Here is a 13,016-nt window from a genome sequence, read left to right as displayed (position 1 = left end):
CGCCGCCCCTGTTGTTTTTCATTCGGGCGGCGTAGTCATTTCGAGAGAATTGCACAAAATAACCTCAAAGGTGATGAAAAATGAAGGGTGATCGAAAGTATATCGTACTGTTTTTATTGCCTGCGGTAGCGATCATGACAATCTTTCTGTACTATCCGTTCTTTAAGAGCTTGTACCTGAGCTTCTATCGGACCACCGGTTTCTTCGACAAGAAATTTGTCGGCTGGGCGAACTACGAGAGACTGTTCACGGATAAATTGCTCGGCGCGGCAACCTTGCATACCTTAGAAATCATGCTGTATGTTATCGTGTTCCAGGTCGGTATTGCCCTCGTGCTCGCCGTCCTTGTTGACAATATTTCCAAGCTGAAATCATTCTACCGGACCGTTTTTTTCTTCCCTGTCGTCATTTCCGGTACGGCTATATCGCTATTGTTCGTCCTGTTCTACAATTACAATTTCGGCTTGCTAAACAATTTGCTTGCCCAGTTCGATATCGAGAAGGTGCTGTGGCTGGATGATAAGAATGCGTTAAAAGCGGTATCCATTCCGACCGTATGGCATTATGTCGGGTTTTATTTCGTTTTGTTCCTCACAGCGATGTCCAAAATTCCTTCGGACTATTACGAGGCAGCAAAACTCGAAGGGATATCGGCCTTCAAGAGAACGACGATGCTGACCATTCCGCTGATTATGAGCGATATCAAGGTTGTGATCACACTGGCGATCACCGGTACACTGAAAGTGTTCGAGTTCGTATGGGTGATCACGAGCGGCCAGAATGGGACCGAGGTGCTCGGAACCTATATGTACAAAAAGGCCATGGTAGACCAGAACTTCGGCTACGGTTCGACCGTGGCGATCTATATGGTGGTCTTCGGCGTCCTGCTGGCGGTCATCGCTAACCGATTGCTGAAGAGAGATGAGATTACATACTAAGCATTATAGGGGTGTACAGTTATGGAGCCAACCATCGTCGTTGAACACAAAACGCAGCGAGTGAAAAAGCGTCGGTTTAAAATAAGCACCGCTGTGATGTATATCGTATTGACCCTATGGTCTTTAACAACGATCTATCCGTTGTTCTGGATCGTCAACAACTCCTTCAAGGTTTCCAGGGACGTTATGAATAATTCCTTTGCCATCTCCTGGGATCCGGTGTTCGTAAATTATCAAAATGCGTTTGACCGTATCAATATCGGGCGCAGCTATATCAACAGCTTGATCATGTCGTTCGGCACCGTATTTCTGGTGCTTCTGCTCGGGGGATTAGCCGCCTACGTGTTATCCCGATTCAACTTTAGAGGAAAGAGAACGATTTATTCCATTTTGTACGCGACGCTGCTTATTCCTGCGTTTGCAACGGTCGTTCCCGTGTACGAGCTTCTGATCAAAACGAGTCTCGTCAATACGTACTGGGGGTTAATCTTCCCTCAGACGGCTGGCAATCTGACCTTTGCCACTCTCGTGATTGCGGGGTATATGTCCACCATTCCGAAAGAGCTGGAGGAAGCCGCCTTTATGGACGGCTGCAATCGGTGGCAGATGTTTGCCAAGATCTTCGTGCCGATCTCTCAGCCCGTATTTGCATCGGCAAGTATATTTGTTTTCATGTGGTCTTATAACGATCTCTTCTCGGCGTTGATCTTCGTAAACAAGGAGAATGTTCGCCCGATCGTGGCGCTCCTTAACGAAATCAGCTCCCAATACGGGACGGACTTCGGCTTGATGGCTACCGCCGTTTCCTTGACTGTCATCCCGGTGCTTATCGTGTATCTGTTCATATCAAAATATATTCAAAAGGGATTGACGGAAGGCGCGGTTAAAGGCTGATCCGAGCTGCGGAACCAACGAATAGGCAAGTCAAGAGCCGACCTTTGGGCCACTCGGTTGACTTGCCTATTCGTTGTGGGCTAAGAGTGCAAAATATTCGTTGACCTTGACACTAGTGTCAAGGTTTATAATGGAAGGGAATCCCTGTTTACCGAGGAGGTTTCTTCATGAAAATTAGCCAGCTGTCTAAACTGACAGGTGTAAGCGCCCGGTCGATACGCCATTACGAGAAGAAACGGCTGATTCGCCCGAAGCGCCTGGATAATGATTACCGGGAGTTTGATGAGGACGCGGTCGAAAGGGTCAAGGCCATCCAAATCTATTTGGGAATGGGATTGACGACGGATGAAATCGCGGAGGTTCTGGACTGTAATGATGATTATTCGGAAGTATATGAATACTGCGAAGAGATGATGGATTTCTACGAAGACAAGCTGGACGAAATTAATGCCAGGATTCTAAGGCTCGCTGCCGTCAAGCAGAGGCTTGAGGAGAAAATCGGCGAGATGAACCGGATGAAAGACGATGTGCCGCAGATGGCGGAGGACCGCATGTCCGAAGCCGGCTACGGCGTTATGAATTGAGGCCCGAACGGCGTTTAAAACGCCGTTCGGGCTTTTTTTCCTCCGTTCCGAGCGTTGATTCGAGAGCATCGTCACCGTTTATGGAACTCAACGAGACGCGAGAAGCCTTCCTCCCCGAACCCTGCCTGAATCGCCTTGTTGGCGACTGTCAGTCCCGCACCAAGTATGCTGCTGTCAAGGCCGTGATGCTCCGCAACGTGCGTGATATGCTCCATTGAGGCAGCCGCAGAGATAATGTTCGAGCGGTCCCCCGGATAGACGCCGCGGTCGGCTTCTTCTGCAAGTTGGGTCATGATGGCAGGCATGATCTCTACGATACCATGGGCATAAGGAGCCAGATCAGAGGCTGCAATGTTCTTGGCCCGTGCAAGGGCAAGCGAATGCATATAACCGTTCATGGCCGTCCAGTAAAGATTAAGTAAGGTAATGTCGTAAGCGGCCGCACGCCCGGGATCCCTGCCGAGGTAAGACGCCTTTCCTCCCAAGCTGGCCAATGTTTGCCTATGCCGCAGGTATACATCCTCCGAGCCGCTGTATAAAATGACAGCCGTGGCCTCGCCAATGGTCGGGGTTGGCGTCATAATGGCCCCGTCCACGTAATCAATGCCGTTGGCAGATGCCCAGCCGGCCATCTCCCTGGCCCGTTCCGGCGTGTCTGCCGTCAAATTGATGACGGTTCGGCCTTTCAGTTCTTCCACAGCCGGTGATAGAATGGAGCGCACGGCATTATAATCGAGCACGCAGATAATGATCAGCTCGCTTGCGGCTGCTGCATCCGTCACGGATTCCGCAAGAACAGCCCCTTGCCGGGTCAGTTCATCCGATTTGCCGGGCGTGCGATTCCATACGGTCACCGGATGACCGTTCTTCAGAAAGGCGCCTGCGAGCGCTTGACCCATAGGCCCAAGTCCGAGCACCGAGACGGCTTCTTTCGTTTGCCGTTCTGAATCATTGTCAATAGGGCTGGAAAATCCCCATTCGTTACCCATTAGATGTTCCTCCTTATATGTGTCATCCGGTCTTATTCTAAACCTTGGCACTAATGTCAAAGTCAACATGGTATTCGCGAAGGCAGCAAAAAACGAGTCGCGTCACGATCTCAACGCAATTAAAAACGAATGGCATATCGACTGCTACCGGTCCGGAGCGATAGGATGTAGATTTTGAACAGAAACAACCTGATAAAAACACCATGTGAAAAATTCATAATAGAAAAAAGCATTTCTCTCTCCCTAGTTCTTTTCCACAACTTCCCACCATTAGATCTTACCTAATGCATATCGAGCATGTTTTAAATGGAGGGGTTAGAGACCCCATATTAAACAGCTTGCTGCGCGCCATCGGTGTAATGGCCCGATTTGACGGTGATGGCGCGCATTTCGCTGCTCCCGAACAATCATAGAAACCGGATCTGTACGTCGTGATAGCGTCCGCTGCTCAATTTAGGCATTTTGATTTGCAGGGAGGACTGTTTGTACGTAGCGATGCTTTGTGAGGGCTGCACGGGCGCAGGAAGCTGAATGATCTGGACATGCTCTTTCGGAAGTCCATTGATTTTAATATGTGTCCGGTTCACCTGCACCCATAAATTCTCAGGGTGAATGCGCATGGGAACATGGCATTTCACAACAAGGAATTTATGGGTATCAAAGGTTTCATAACGCAGCTCGGACGGTTTCGAGAGAATATCATTTCCTGATATAGCCTGATTGATGGTGTTTTTTACATAATCCTCTATCATGGCCGCATCCAGCTGAACTTCTTCACTCAGATTGTTCAAGTCTTTGAACGGAAACGGGTTGCTGCTGAAGAAGGAATCCTGGGTCAGCCATTCGGGACGTCGATTCTTGGAGCTCAAGTATGCTTCACCCCCTTTTGCCATTGATTCATTGTATGGGCGAATGAAGGTCGCAGTGACATCTGGGCATATATCTACATAACCTATTTAAGGACGATTCTGATTAAAGAGGTGGAATTGTGGTTTCGATTATCGGCAATATGAAGATTGTTAACGTGGGCCCCAGTTCTACGGTCTTGGTTGGAAATACCGGCGCTATTGTATTGAACAGCTCCGCGAAAACCTATTCGGGCTCCAACTCGTTCAATACCGGCGACAATATCGGTCTCAATATCGCGAATAACCAGGGCAACAGCTTAAATACGGTGGATCCGGACCTTATCGATTCCGCGAATGCTTAGTAAGGTTGTGATACATTGTGAATGTGACGGTTCATCAGAGCATTACGATTCATCAACTGCGCGTGGAAGCCGTAACGAATTCATCCGTGCTCCAGATTGGGACTGCGGGAGAAATCAGAGCCTTATCCAATATATATAATACCGGTGGTTTTACCGGACCTGCGCCAGAGTTCGAGCCTATCGATAACGCCAGCCCGATCGTTCCCCTGCCTGCTCCCGAGGAAGGATTGTACAGGCAAGAATGACGCGATTCCACCCTGCATACAATTGCAGGGGAGGGGGTTCTATGTACCCGTATCATTTACAGCAGCTGCTGAACGGTCTTCAACTCCAAGCGGAGCAGTTACGTCGGATCGAGCAAATGGTGAAGGATTTGAGGACAGAAATGGATACGCTGCGCCAGTCCAAATCGAGTGCTGCCGACCGGATTGAATATCATTTTGATTTATTAAAAATCGAGAGGCTGGAAGGAACATTGAATATCGGAGTCATGCCTACAGGCGGCAAGCCGGAAGGGGATATTGAGGTTAACGGTCAATCTCTGGTCCCGCCGCAAGGGGGCAATGGCGGAAGCGCAGCATATACCGATATTTACGAAGACGTTACGCAATATCTGGATAATGATATCGCCGGGGAGCTTGACAGGAGTCTGAAAAAGCTTCCGGTCGATTCAGCAGGAACTAGTCTTTCCATTATTCTCGAGGACATTCGCAAACAAGTCGGGGAACGCATCAAGGTATATATGGACCAATACGGCCGGAGCGGCGAAGAGCCGGACGCCGTGCTGATGAAGCAAACCATTGCGCAGCAGGTCAAAAAGGAGATTGCTTACGCAATCAATCAGCATCTTCAACAAGTGCAGGGGAAGTGGAAAAGGAATGAAGCTGACAGTCATCAATAAGGAGCTGCATGTGGGCTCCATCCGGGTAACCGCGGTATCCAGCTCGTCCGTACTGTTAATCGGAGATACGAAAATCATCAACAGCTCATCGATATACGATACGCCATCGGAGTCGTTACTCGTCAGTCCGCTCGTACCGTTAGCATCGGGATCCGCTCCATGAAGCGAAACGTATTTGTGGAGAACATGCATATCATTAACATCTCGGACGGCTCGGCATGTATTTGCGGTAAATCCGAGGATCTTCATGCGTATACACAGGCACTCGCCGTACAACGGCAGGTGCCCGTCTTTTACGAGGATGAAGGCCGCTTTGAAGATTACCCTATTTTTACGAGAGATATCCCGAAATTACCGGACTCATCGGATGTAGATATGGACGTCATCCAAGAGCATAATCTGATCCGTGTGAATCGTGTCGATGTCTTGTCTGTCGCATCCGCGTCCACGGTCCAAATAGGAACCACGGAGCAGCTTGATCTGGAAGCGCGGGTCAAGGCCATTCGCCATTTTATAACAGACCAACCGATGGCGCTGGAACGTTATAAGGGCATCATTATTTTGCCCTATCCTGATTGAAAACGAATAGGAGAGTCTGCTCGGGTAGGGGGAAGCGCCCTGCCTGATGCAGGCTCTTTTTACCGGAAGATGCAGATGGCCCAGGACAGTAATGATTCCATTTATCATTTTTCCCGCCAGTCATGACGCTCCTGTGTTAAAATATGTTGTGGTTAAATAACGTAATCATTCAATGCAGGGGGATCGATTCACCCTTTCCATGGCAGGATCGCAGCTCAACATGATAGAGAGAGGACCGAATATATGTTTACCATCGCTTCTTTAATGCTGTTTCTAGGATCGGCGATATTGCTTATTCTGGTGCCGGGTCCGGATCTGCTGTTTGCCGTAACGCAGGGCATGACCAGCGGCAAGCGGGCCGGCATTTTAAGCGCCGTCGGCTTGAGCTTAGGCAATATCGTACATACGCTTGCAGCTGCGCTCGGCGTATCCATCATCATTAAAGCGTCTGCGACGGTGTTTACGCTGTTTAAAATCGCGGGCGCCTGTTATTTATTCTATCTTGCCTATAAGTCGTTTAAGCACCGGAAGGATCCGATCGGTCTTCGGGAAGGCAGTCCTGAATCCGGCCGGAATTTGATCTTAAAGGGGTTTCTCATGAACGTGCTGAACCCGAAGGTGGCGATTTTCTTTCTCTCTTTCCTTCCGCAGTTCGTCAATGATAAGCAAGGTCATGCCGGTTTACAGCTCTTTATCTTAGGCATGATGTTCCTCATCCTGACCGGTCTGATATTCGGGATCTTGGCGTACTTTGCGGGGGCATTCAGCCAGCGGCTTCTATCGAAATCGCGTTTTGGCGAATGGATGAACATCCTGGGAGGCTGCATTTTCACCATCATCGGCATGAAGCTGGTATTTACCCGATTATAGGAAGGTTCATGTATTTACAAAAAAATCAGGAGGCGCATAAGAAGCGAACCTCCTGATTTTCTTATTGCAACATCCCGATTATTCGCCCTGATGGGCGGCCTCGTCTTTAATTTCCTCACGGAAGCCGGAGATGCTTCTCTTGCGGCGCTCATTGCGATCCTCGATTTGCTCCTTCTCCGAGGCAGGAATCTCATCGCCGAACTCTTCCAAATAGTCCTCAGCTTCGCGGAAGTTTTCAATGGTGTTCTGCACGGCATCCTGCAGATGCTCTACGTTATCTTCGCGATTGTCCGGTTTTGCCACGAAAATCACCCCCTGGGCATGATATGGTTTCTTGCACCTCAAAAGTTTTCCAATCCGAGGGCTCCCTTATGCATCTTGACGAACAATATCCGTAAAAAGCTACAGGATTGTAAATATTGCAAGCCGGATCTGTACTTATCTGATCGAATGAATATGTTATAATGTCGAAGAAACGCAACCTGGCTTAGTGGTATGGAAGAGGAGGAACCGTTTTGAGACCACGACGTTTTCTATTGCGGCTTAGCACGCTGGCATTCATTGTATGCATGTTAGCGTCATGTACCTCGGAGCCGGTAAAAAAACAACAGCAGCCTTCGACAGAAGGACCTCCTGAACCGATCATGCAGGATGCAGCGGAAGAAGAAGGACAGCTAATTACGCTTGTAACGCCGGAGACTAGCCAGAAAGCTCCGGAGGAGAAGAGCAAATACCAGATACATACCCGGCTCACCGACTTTCACCTGTTAAGCGAAACGACAGGCATCGCCTGGGGAATCACCAACGCTTCGCTCCGACTCTATCAGACGCAGGATTATGGTGAAACGTGGATGGACATCTCGCCTTCGTCCAATGTCGAATTCGGCAGCAAGCTGGTGTATGGGAAAGATATCGTATTTACCGATAAGGATCATGGATGGATCATACGGAACATGCAGGGCTCGACGGAGACCGTGCTGCTTCACACCTCTGACGGGGGAAAAAGCTGGAAAATATCGGCGCTTCCTAAATCCGGCACCGTGACGGCGCTATCCTTTGTGTCCTCAGAGCAAGGCTGGATCATGGCTTCAGGCAGTTCCTCCAAAGGCTTGGAGGAGAAGCTGCTGTATCGAACCAACGACGGGATCGTATGGCATGAGGTTATGCAGAATACAGAGTACCCAAGAACCCGTATACCGGGAACGGTGATTCCAAGAACAGGCTCCATGATCGGCATGAGGTTCACCAATCCTCAAGTCGGGTTTGCAACGGTGCAGGAGCTGCAATCGTCCAAGCTGTACATCACACGCGACGGCGGGAGTCAATGGAAATCTTCCGCTCAGGTATTCCAGAGCGATTCGCTTGACCGCTGCGGTTCGGTCTATGCAGGTACGCCCCAAGCGCTCGGTTTCGTTGGCGAAGAGGTCTATATCCCCGTTGTGTGCATGGTCAAAGATGCCCCTAAGTACATGGGTTATTTTACAGCCGATACTGGGAAGTCATGGAATTTGGTTTCGTTCCCAATGACGGGGGATCCGAACAAAGGCAGCATCCAACCGGTGTTCCGCAGACTGCATGACGGATGGGCAATGGTGAACGGCATCGTGTACCATACAACCGATATGGGCCGGAATTGGAAGCCGTATCCAAGGGATGAGCTGTTGACAAGCAATTTGAAAAAGTACCCGAAAGTGGTGAAAATGCAGTTTATTTCATCAAACGTCGGCTGGCTCCTGATTGAAACGGAAGACAAGAAACGCTCCCGTCTGATGATGAGCACGGATGGCGGGGTATCTTGGCAAGGTCTATAATCATGAATAAGCAAGGCTTTACCGGCGGGAGATCCGTGACGGTGAAGCCTTTTTTATATGGAATATCGAAAAGCGACGCGAACAACGCTCTCTGGTGGACAACTTTCCTAAATTTTTCGCTAAAACTTCCCTTTCGAAGGAGTTAAATTGTCCGAGTCTAAGCATATACATATTTCAAGACAAGGTGGAGGGGGGAGCCGCATGGGATAAGGATCGGAGTGGATGTTCGATTTTTTCGGCAGCGTTATGCCCATATTTTTCATCGTCGTCATCGGGATTATTATACTGTCGGCAGGGAAAGGAATATTGCAATGGAGCCAGAACAACCGACAGCCTTTGCTAACCGTCGGTTCTAAAATTGTGAGCAAGCGGACCGAAGTGAAGCATACGCATCATACAGATGAAGCGATGTCGAGCCGTACTCGAACCACCTATTATTTAACGTTCGAAGTCGAAAGCGGCGACAGGATGGAGTTTGTCGTGAATGGCGAGGAATTCGGCATGTGTGCGGAAGGGGATGAGGGACTGCTGCGTTTTCAGGGGACCCGCTATTACAGCTTCGTCCGGCATCCGAAGTCGAATCGTGATACCGTCCGAGGCTATGGGCATCACAAAACCTAATTTGCAAGGATTTTAGTCGGGCTCCTCCTGTGGTATATAATGAAGGAGATAAAGGAGGAGCTCGCATGAAATTTAACAATAAATCGGTGATCATAACCGGTGCCGCAAACGGTATCGGACGCGGATTGGCGGAAGCGTATGCCTCCAGAGGCGCGCAGGTCGTATTAAGCGATATCGATGAAACGCGCGGTGAGGAGACGGCAGCTGCCTTGAGGGAGCAGGGATTTACCGCGCTCTTTGTACCTTGCGATGTCCGCAAGGAGGAGGATATCCGCCATCTGATGAATGAAGCGGTAAAGCAGTTCGGCGGAATTGACATTTTGATCAACAATGCGGGGGTTTCGCGTTTCAAGTCGCCTTTTGATTTGACCGTCCAGGATTGGGAGGATGTGCTGAACACGAATGCAAGAAGCTGCTTTTTGGCTACCCGGGAAGCGGCTGTGCATATGAGGAAATCCGGCCGTGGCGGTGCCGTTGTCAACCTGTCTTCCACCCGCTCCATGATGTCGGAGCCGAACTCGGAGGCTTACGCCGCATCCAAGGGGGCGATCGTTGCATTAACCCATGCCATGGCGGTCAGCCTGGGACCGGATCGAATCCGGGTGAACTGCATCAGTCCGGGGTGGATCGAGACCGGCAGCTACGAGGAGCTTCGCCCGGAAGACCACAGCCAGCATCCGGCCGGCAGGGTCGGGGTTCCGTCCGATATTGCGAAAGCATGTTTTTATCTGACCGATCCGGAGAACGATTTCGTCACGGGCACACATCTGGTCGTCGACGGCGGAATGACACGTAAAATGATATATGAGCCATAATAATGGATCAAGAGAGGGAGCCTACCCACGGAATTTGCTGTTTGGGGACGGGCTCTTTTTGCATTTATTTTTATGGTCAGCGGTGGGATTCTAAAGCCCTAGCCTGAATGCATGGATGATTAGCGCCATTCTCTTCGCCTAAAACCCTCCTATAGTATTTTTATATTCCCGTAAGGATTTTACATAATCCTCGTAAAGAAATGGTGCGGCATCCCGCTTGCCGAAAGACGCCTTCCAGCGGGAATGATACGATTTCGTGATCGATTAACATTTTTCAAGAAAGTCTGTTCATGAAAATTAATTCCAGTATGATGGAATTAATCTAATGTGGTCATCATGAATCATTCAAATCGAACTGGAGGGAAGAAAGTAGATGGGAGTATTTCCAACTAGATTGAAAGCCGAACGATCGAGCCGTACGTCCGTATTTGTTACATTGCTCCTGTCCTATCTTGTAGTGCTGCTCATTCCGGTGATCGTATTCGGAGGGCTGTATACGAGAATCGAAAGCATCATGGTCGAGAACGCCAACAACGCCAATATGGCCCTGATTGAACAGGCTAAGCAAGTGGTGGACGGTCGGCTGGATGAGATGCATCTGATCTCCCGGAATACTTCATCGCATCCGAAGCTGGACACCCTGCTCAAGTCTGGAACGCTCCAAACCGCCGAGGAACGGTATGATTATTTGAGCTTTATGAAGGAGCTGGAGCGTTATCGGAACAGCAGCAGCTTCATAACGGATTTTTATGTGTATCTTCGGAAGAGCGATACGGTGGTGAGCCCGGGCTTCAAAACGAATTCATCCATTTTGTTCTCGGAAATCTACGGCTACCCCAATTTAACGTATAAGCAGTTTCAGGACGATATCCTTCACGGCGTTCATTTTAATCGCTTTCTCCCGGTAACCGAAGTCGGCAAGGGCTTAAACAAGAAACGAATGCTAACCTATTTGCAAACGCTTCCATTCGGGGAAAAGAGCAGCCCGAAGGGCGCTTTGGTGATTCTCATCGAAGAACGGCAAATCATGGGATTGCTTGAGGAGATCGTGAAAGCGAATCACGGCACGATCTACATCAAGGATGCGGAGGGGCAGGTCCTGCTCAGTGCGGGTGAGAGGAGTGAGCTCGCTAACGGGGCATCAGCTTCGGAGAGCGGGATGATGACCGTGTCTACCACTTCAGCTCGTAACGGCTGGGAGTATGTATCGCTCGTTCCCGAAAATGTATTTATGGCGAAGGTGATCATGGTCAAGCGAATGGCGGTCGGTGTTCTGGCCTTATGTCTGGCTGCCGGAATTATCGTGTGCGCATATATGACCTATCGGGCTTATCATCCCCTTCGTGACATCATTCGTTTTATCCGGCAATCCCATCCGACTAAAGGAGGGAATATCCGAAACGAATATGAGTTTATCAAATCCACCATGGCGGATTCCTTCGGCAAGCAGGTGGAGATGGAAGAGCAGCTGTTCAGGCAGACGCCGGCCATCCGCGCGAATTTCCTGCTTCGCCTGTTAAAGGGGCATGTCGATACGGATGATATTTCGCAGCAGTCCCTTTCATTCATGGGCATAACCTTCCCGCACTCAAGCTTCGCCGTGGCGCTGATTGAGCTCCGGGACGCAAGCGGCTTTATTCATCATGATTGTGAGCGGGAATGGGCGTTAATCCGATTCGTGACCGGGAAAGTGGCGGAAGAGATGCCGGGTTATGCCGCCTACGCCGTTGAGCTGGAGAAGAACGAAGTCGCCATTATTCTGAACGTTCCTGAGGAATGCGGTAAAGGAGTTGAGCTGTATGAATGGGCCGAGCAGGTGAAAAGAGTCATCGAGCAGCGCTTCCGGACGGTGACCACGATCGGAATCAGCAGCATCCATGCAGGGATGGGGCAGCTGCCAAGCTGTTATGCAGAGAGCGTAAGAGCGCTGGAGTACTCGATCTTTACAGCCTATAAACCCATTCTGTTTTATGAAGAAATGAAACGGGAAGCGGAGGTGTATTATGACTTTCCGATCGAAACGGAAATCCAGCTGATCAATGCGATGAAGAGCGGGGACGCGGTGAAAACGAAGGACATCATTCAGCAGCTGTATGAAAACAACTTTACAGGGAAGCAGATTACCCCGGAGCATGGGCGGCTGCTGTTTGCGAATCTGCTCAGTACCTTGTTTAAATTGCTGAATGCTTTGAATTTAAAGTATGAGGATATCTTGGGGACGCCTGCAAAGCCCATTGAAAACATGACGGAAGCGGGTTCTCTGGAAGAGCTGTATTCGGAGATGCAGTTTATGTTCCATCAGGTTTGCCTGTATGTAAAACAGCAGAGGGGCGATTCCTCAACGCTGCTGCTGGAAAAAATCAAAAAATACATTATCGAGCACCACGACGACGCGATGATCAGTTTGGCATCCATTGCCGAGCAGTTCAATATTACGCCGCCGTATTTATCGGCTTTCTTCAAGAAGAACAGCGGCTCGAATCTGACCGATTATTTGGCGAAGATCCGAATTGAGCGCTCCAAGGAAATGATGAAGGATGCGGGGAGCACCATCTCGCAGATCGCCCGATCAGTCGGGTATACCAGCGACGTCGGCTTTATCCGGGTATTCAAGAAATACGAAGGGATTACGCCCGGAAAATATAAGGAAACGCTGCATTCCCTATCATCCACATTAAGAAAAGATCATGCCGAATCTTAATTGGTGTTTACCGATATTGAAAATGTATGATGTACGATCCCGGCGCTTTCTCCCTAATATTAGGCAAGGGCGGCAGAGCTGTCCCGAGGCTGACACGAAAATC

The 13,016-nt window shown here is 49.6% G+C and carries 16 protein-coding genes; 13 read left to right on the top strand and 3 right to left on the bottom strand.

The features are described from left to right. The first annotated feature begins 80 nt into the window (after positions 1–80). The 3 genes from NSQ46_RS18025 to NSQ46_RS18015 all read left to right on the top strand — a co-directional run bounded on the left by NSQ46_RS18025 (position 81) and on the right by NSQ46_RS18015 (position 2,416). A complete protein-coding gene (locus tag NSQ46_RS18025; RefSeq protein ID WP_007130040.1) occupies positions 81–938 on the top strand; it encodes a sugar ABC transporter permease in 858 nt (285 codons plus the stop codon). A 21-nt stretch (positions 939–959) separates the two neighbouring features. Next, positions 960–1,832 (top strand): carbohydrate ABC transporter permease, encoded by an 873-nt coding sequence (locus tag NSQ46_RS18020; RefSeq protein ID WP_007130041.1) that lies wholly within the window; start codon positions 960–962, stop codon positions 1,830–1,832. 167 nt (positions 1,833–1,999) lie between these two features. Next, positions 2,000–2,416: a MerR family transcriptional regulator gene (locus tag NSQ46_RS18015; protein WP_007130042.1), complete on the top strand. Its 417-nt coding sequence runs from the start codon at positions 2,000–2,002 to the stop codon at positions 2,414–2,416. Between the two features lie 71 nt (positions 2,417–2,487). On the opposite strand, the gene NSQ46_RS18010 is transcribed toward NSQ46_RS18015, so the two are convergent. Both NSQ46_RS18010 and NSQ46_RS18005 read right to left on the bottom strand, forming a co-directional pair. Next, a complete protein-coding gene (locus tag NSQ46_RS18010; protein ID WP_285852552.1) occupies positions 2,488–3,405 on the bottom strand; it encodes an NAD(P)-binding domain-containing protein in 918 nt (305 codons plus the stop codon). Between the two features lie 407 nt (positions 3,406–3,812). Continuing rightward, on the bottom strand, positions 3,813–4,274 hold the full coding sequence (locus NSQ46_RS18005; protein ID WP_251536766.1) for an Hsp20/alpha crystallin family protein: 462 nt from the start codon (positions 4,272–4,274) through the stop codon (positions 3,813–3,815). Between the two features lie 119 nt (positions 4,275–4,393). Here NSQ46_RS18005 and NSQ46_RS18000 point away from each other — a divergent pair, with 119 nt between their 5' ends. The 6 genes from NSQ46_RS18000 (at position 4,394) to NSQ46_RS17975 (ending at position 6,965) form a co-directional block, all read left to right on the top strand. Further along, entirely contained in the window at positions 4,394–4,615 is a 222-nt protein-coding gene (locus NSQ46_RS18000; protein ID WP_007130045.1) for a spore germination protein, read from the top strand. 17 nt (positions 4,616–4,632) lie between these two features. After that, positions 4,633–4,860, top strand: a complete 228-nt coding sequence (locus NSQ46_RS17995) for a spore germination protein GerPB (RefSeq protein WP_040738616.1) — start codon at positions 4,633–4,635, stop codon at positions 4,858–4,860. A gap of 41 nt (positions 4,861–4,901) precedes the next feature. After that, on the top strand, positions 4,902–5,516 hold the full coding sequence (gene gerPC / locus NSQ46_RS17990) for a spore germination protein GerPC (RefSeq protein ID WP_341033749.1): 615 nt from the start codon (positions 4,902–4,904) through the stop codon (positions 5,514–5,516). Continuing rightward, positions 5,494–5,679 (top strand): hypothetical protein, encoded by a 186-nt coding sequence (locus tag NSQ46_RS17985; protein ID WP_007130047.1) that lies wholly within the window; start codon positions 5,494–5,496, stop codon positions 5,677–5,679. Before gerPC ends, NSQ46_RS17985 begins: the two co-directional genes overlap by 23 nt. Further along, positions 5,676–6,095 carry a spore germination protein GerPE gene (locus tag NSQ46_RS17980; RefSeq protein ID WP_341033748.1) on the top strand — a complete coding sequence of 140 codons (420 nt, stop codon included), beginning with the start codon at positions 5,676–5,678 and terminating at the stop codon, positions 6,093–6,095. The genes NSQ46_RS17985 and NSQ46_RS17980 overlap by 4 nt, the downstream gene beginning before the upstream one ends. Positions 6,096–6,338: 243 nt before the next feature. After that, complete coding sequence (locus tag NSQ46_RS17975; protein WP_342574241.1) at positions 6,339–6,965, top strand: LysE family translocator; 627 nt, start codon at positions 6,339–6,341, stop codon at positions 6,963–6,965. A 78-nt stretch (positions 6,966–7,043) separates the two neighbouring features. Here the strand turns inward: NSQ46_RS17975 and tlp are convergent, their stop codons facing one another. Further along, positions 7,044–7,268 (bottom strand): small acid-soluble spore protein Tlp, encoded by a 225-nt coding sequence (gene tlp, locus NSQ46_RS17970; RefSeq protein WP_007130050.1) that lies wholly within the window; start codon positions 7,266–7,268, stop codon positions 7,044–7,046. Between the two features lie 212 nt (positions 7,269–7,480). Between tlp and NSQ46_RS17965 the strand changes: the two genes are divergently transcribed. The 4 genes from NSQ46_RS17965 to NSQ46_RS17950 all read left to right on the top strand — a co-directional run bounded on the left by NSQ46_RS17965 (position 7,481) and on the right by NSQ46_RS17950 (position 12,913). Next, on the top strand, positions 7,481–8,776 hold the full coding sequence (locus NSQ46_RS17965) for a hypothetical protein (protein ID WP_342574239.1): 1,296 nt from the start codon (positions 7,481–7,483) through the stop codon (positions 8,774–8,776). Positions 8,777–8,998: 222 nt separating this feature from the next. Continuing rightward, the gene (locus NSQ46_RS17960) at positions 8,999–9,397 is read left to right on the top strand and encodes a DUF2500 domain-containing protein (RefSeq protein ID WP_342574238.1); all 399 of its coding nucleotides are present in this window, start codon (positions 8,999–9,001) and stop codon (positions 9,395–9,397) included. A 65-nt stretch (positions 9,398–9,462) separates the two neighbouring features. Further along, the gene (locus NSQ46_RS17955; protein ID WP_342574236.1) at positions 9,463–10,212 is read left to right on the top strand and encodes a glucose 1-dehydrogenase; all 750 of its coding nucleotides are present in this window, start codon (positions 9,463–9,465) and stop codon (positions 10,210–10,212) included. Positions 10,213–10,585: 373 nt separating this feature from the next. Then, positions 10,586–12,913: a helix-turn-helix domain-containing protein gene (locus NSQ46_RS17950; protein WP_341033745.1), complete on the top strand. Its 2,328-nt coding sequence runs from the start codon at positions 10,586–10,588 to the stop codon at positions 12,911–12,913. The last annotated feature ends 103 nt before the right edge of the window (positions 12,914–13,016 follow it).

Origin of the sequence: Paenibacillus sp. FSL M8-0142, assembly GCF_038597315.1 — a bacterium.
Taxonomy (GTDB): domain Bacteria; phylum Bacillota; class Bacilli; order Paenibacillales; family Paenibacillaceae; genus Paenibacillus_AQ; species Paenibacillus_AQ lactis.
The sequence above is the reverse complement of the archived record's forward strand: the minus strand, read 5'-3'. Positions and strand labels throughout refer to the sequence as shown.

Excerpts from the sequence above, each read along its gene's own strand:
- NSQ46_RS18025 (WP_007130040.1), top strand. The coding sequence starts at position 81 with ATGAAGGGTGATCGAAAGTATATCGTACTGTTTTTATTGCCTGCGGTA.
- NSQ46_RS18020 (WP_007130041.1), top strand. The coding sequence starts at position 960 with ATGGAGCCAACCATCGTCGTTGAACACAAAACGCAGCGAGTGAAAAAG.
- NSQ46_RS18015 (WP_007130042.1), top strand. The coding sequence starts at position 2,000 with ATGAAAATTAGCCAGCTGTCTAAACTGACAGGTGTAAGCGCCCGGTCG.
- NSQ46_RS18010 (WP_285852552.1), bottom strand. The coding sequence starts at position 3,405 with ATGGGTAACGAATGGGGATTTTCCAGCCCTATTGACAATGATTCAGAA.
- gerPC (WP_341033749.1), top strand. The coding sequence starts at position 4,902 with ATGTACCCGTATCATTTACAGCAGCTGCTGAACGGTCTTCAACTCCAA.
- NSQ46_RS17985 (WP_007130047.1), top strand. The coding sequence starts at position 5,494 with ATGAAGCTGACAGTCATCAATAAGGAGCTGCATGTGGGCTCCATCCGG.
- NSQ46_RS17980 (WP_341033748.1), top strand. The coding sequence starts at position 5,676 with ATGAAGCGAAACGTATTTGTGGAGAACATGCATATCATTAACATCTCG.
- NSQ46_RS17975 (WP_342574241.1), top strand. The coding sequence starts at position 6,339 with ATGTTTACCATCGCTTCTTTAATGCTGTTTCTAGGATCGGCGATATTG.
- NSQ46_RS17960 (WP_342574238.1), top strand. The coding sequence starts at position 8,999 with ATGTTCGATTTTTTCGGCAGCGTTATGCCCATATTTTTCATCGTCGTC.
- NSQ46_RS17955 (WP_342574236.1), top strand. The coding sequence starts at position 9,463 with ATGAAATTTAACAATAAATCGGTGATCATAACCGGTGCCGCAAACGGT.
- NSQ46_RS17950 (WP_341033745.1), top strand. The coding sequence starts at position 10,586 with ATGGGAGTATTTCCAACTAGATTGAAAGCCGAACGATCGAGCCGTACG.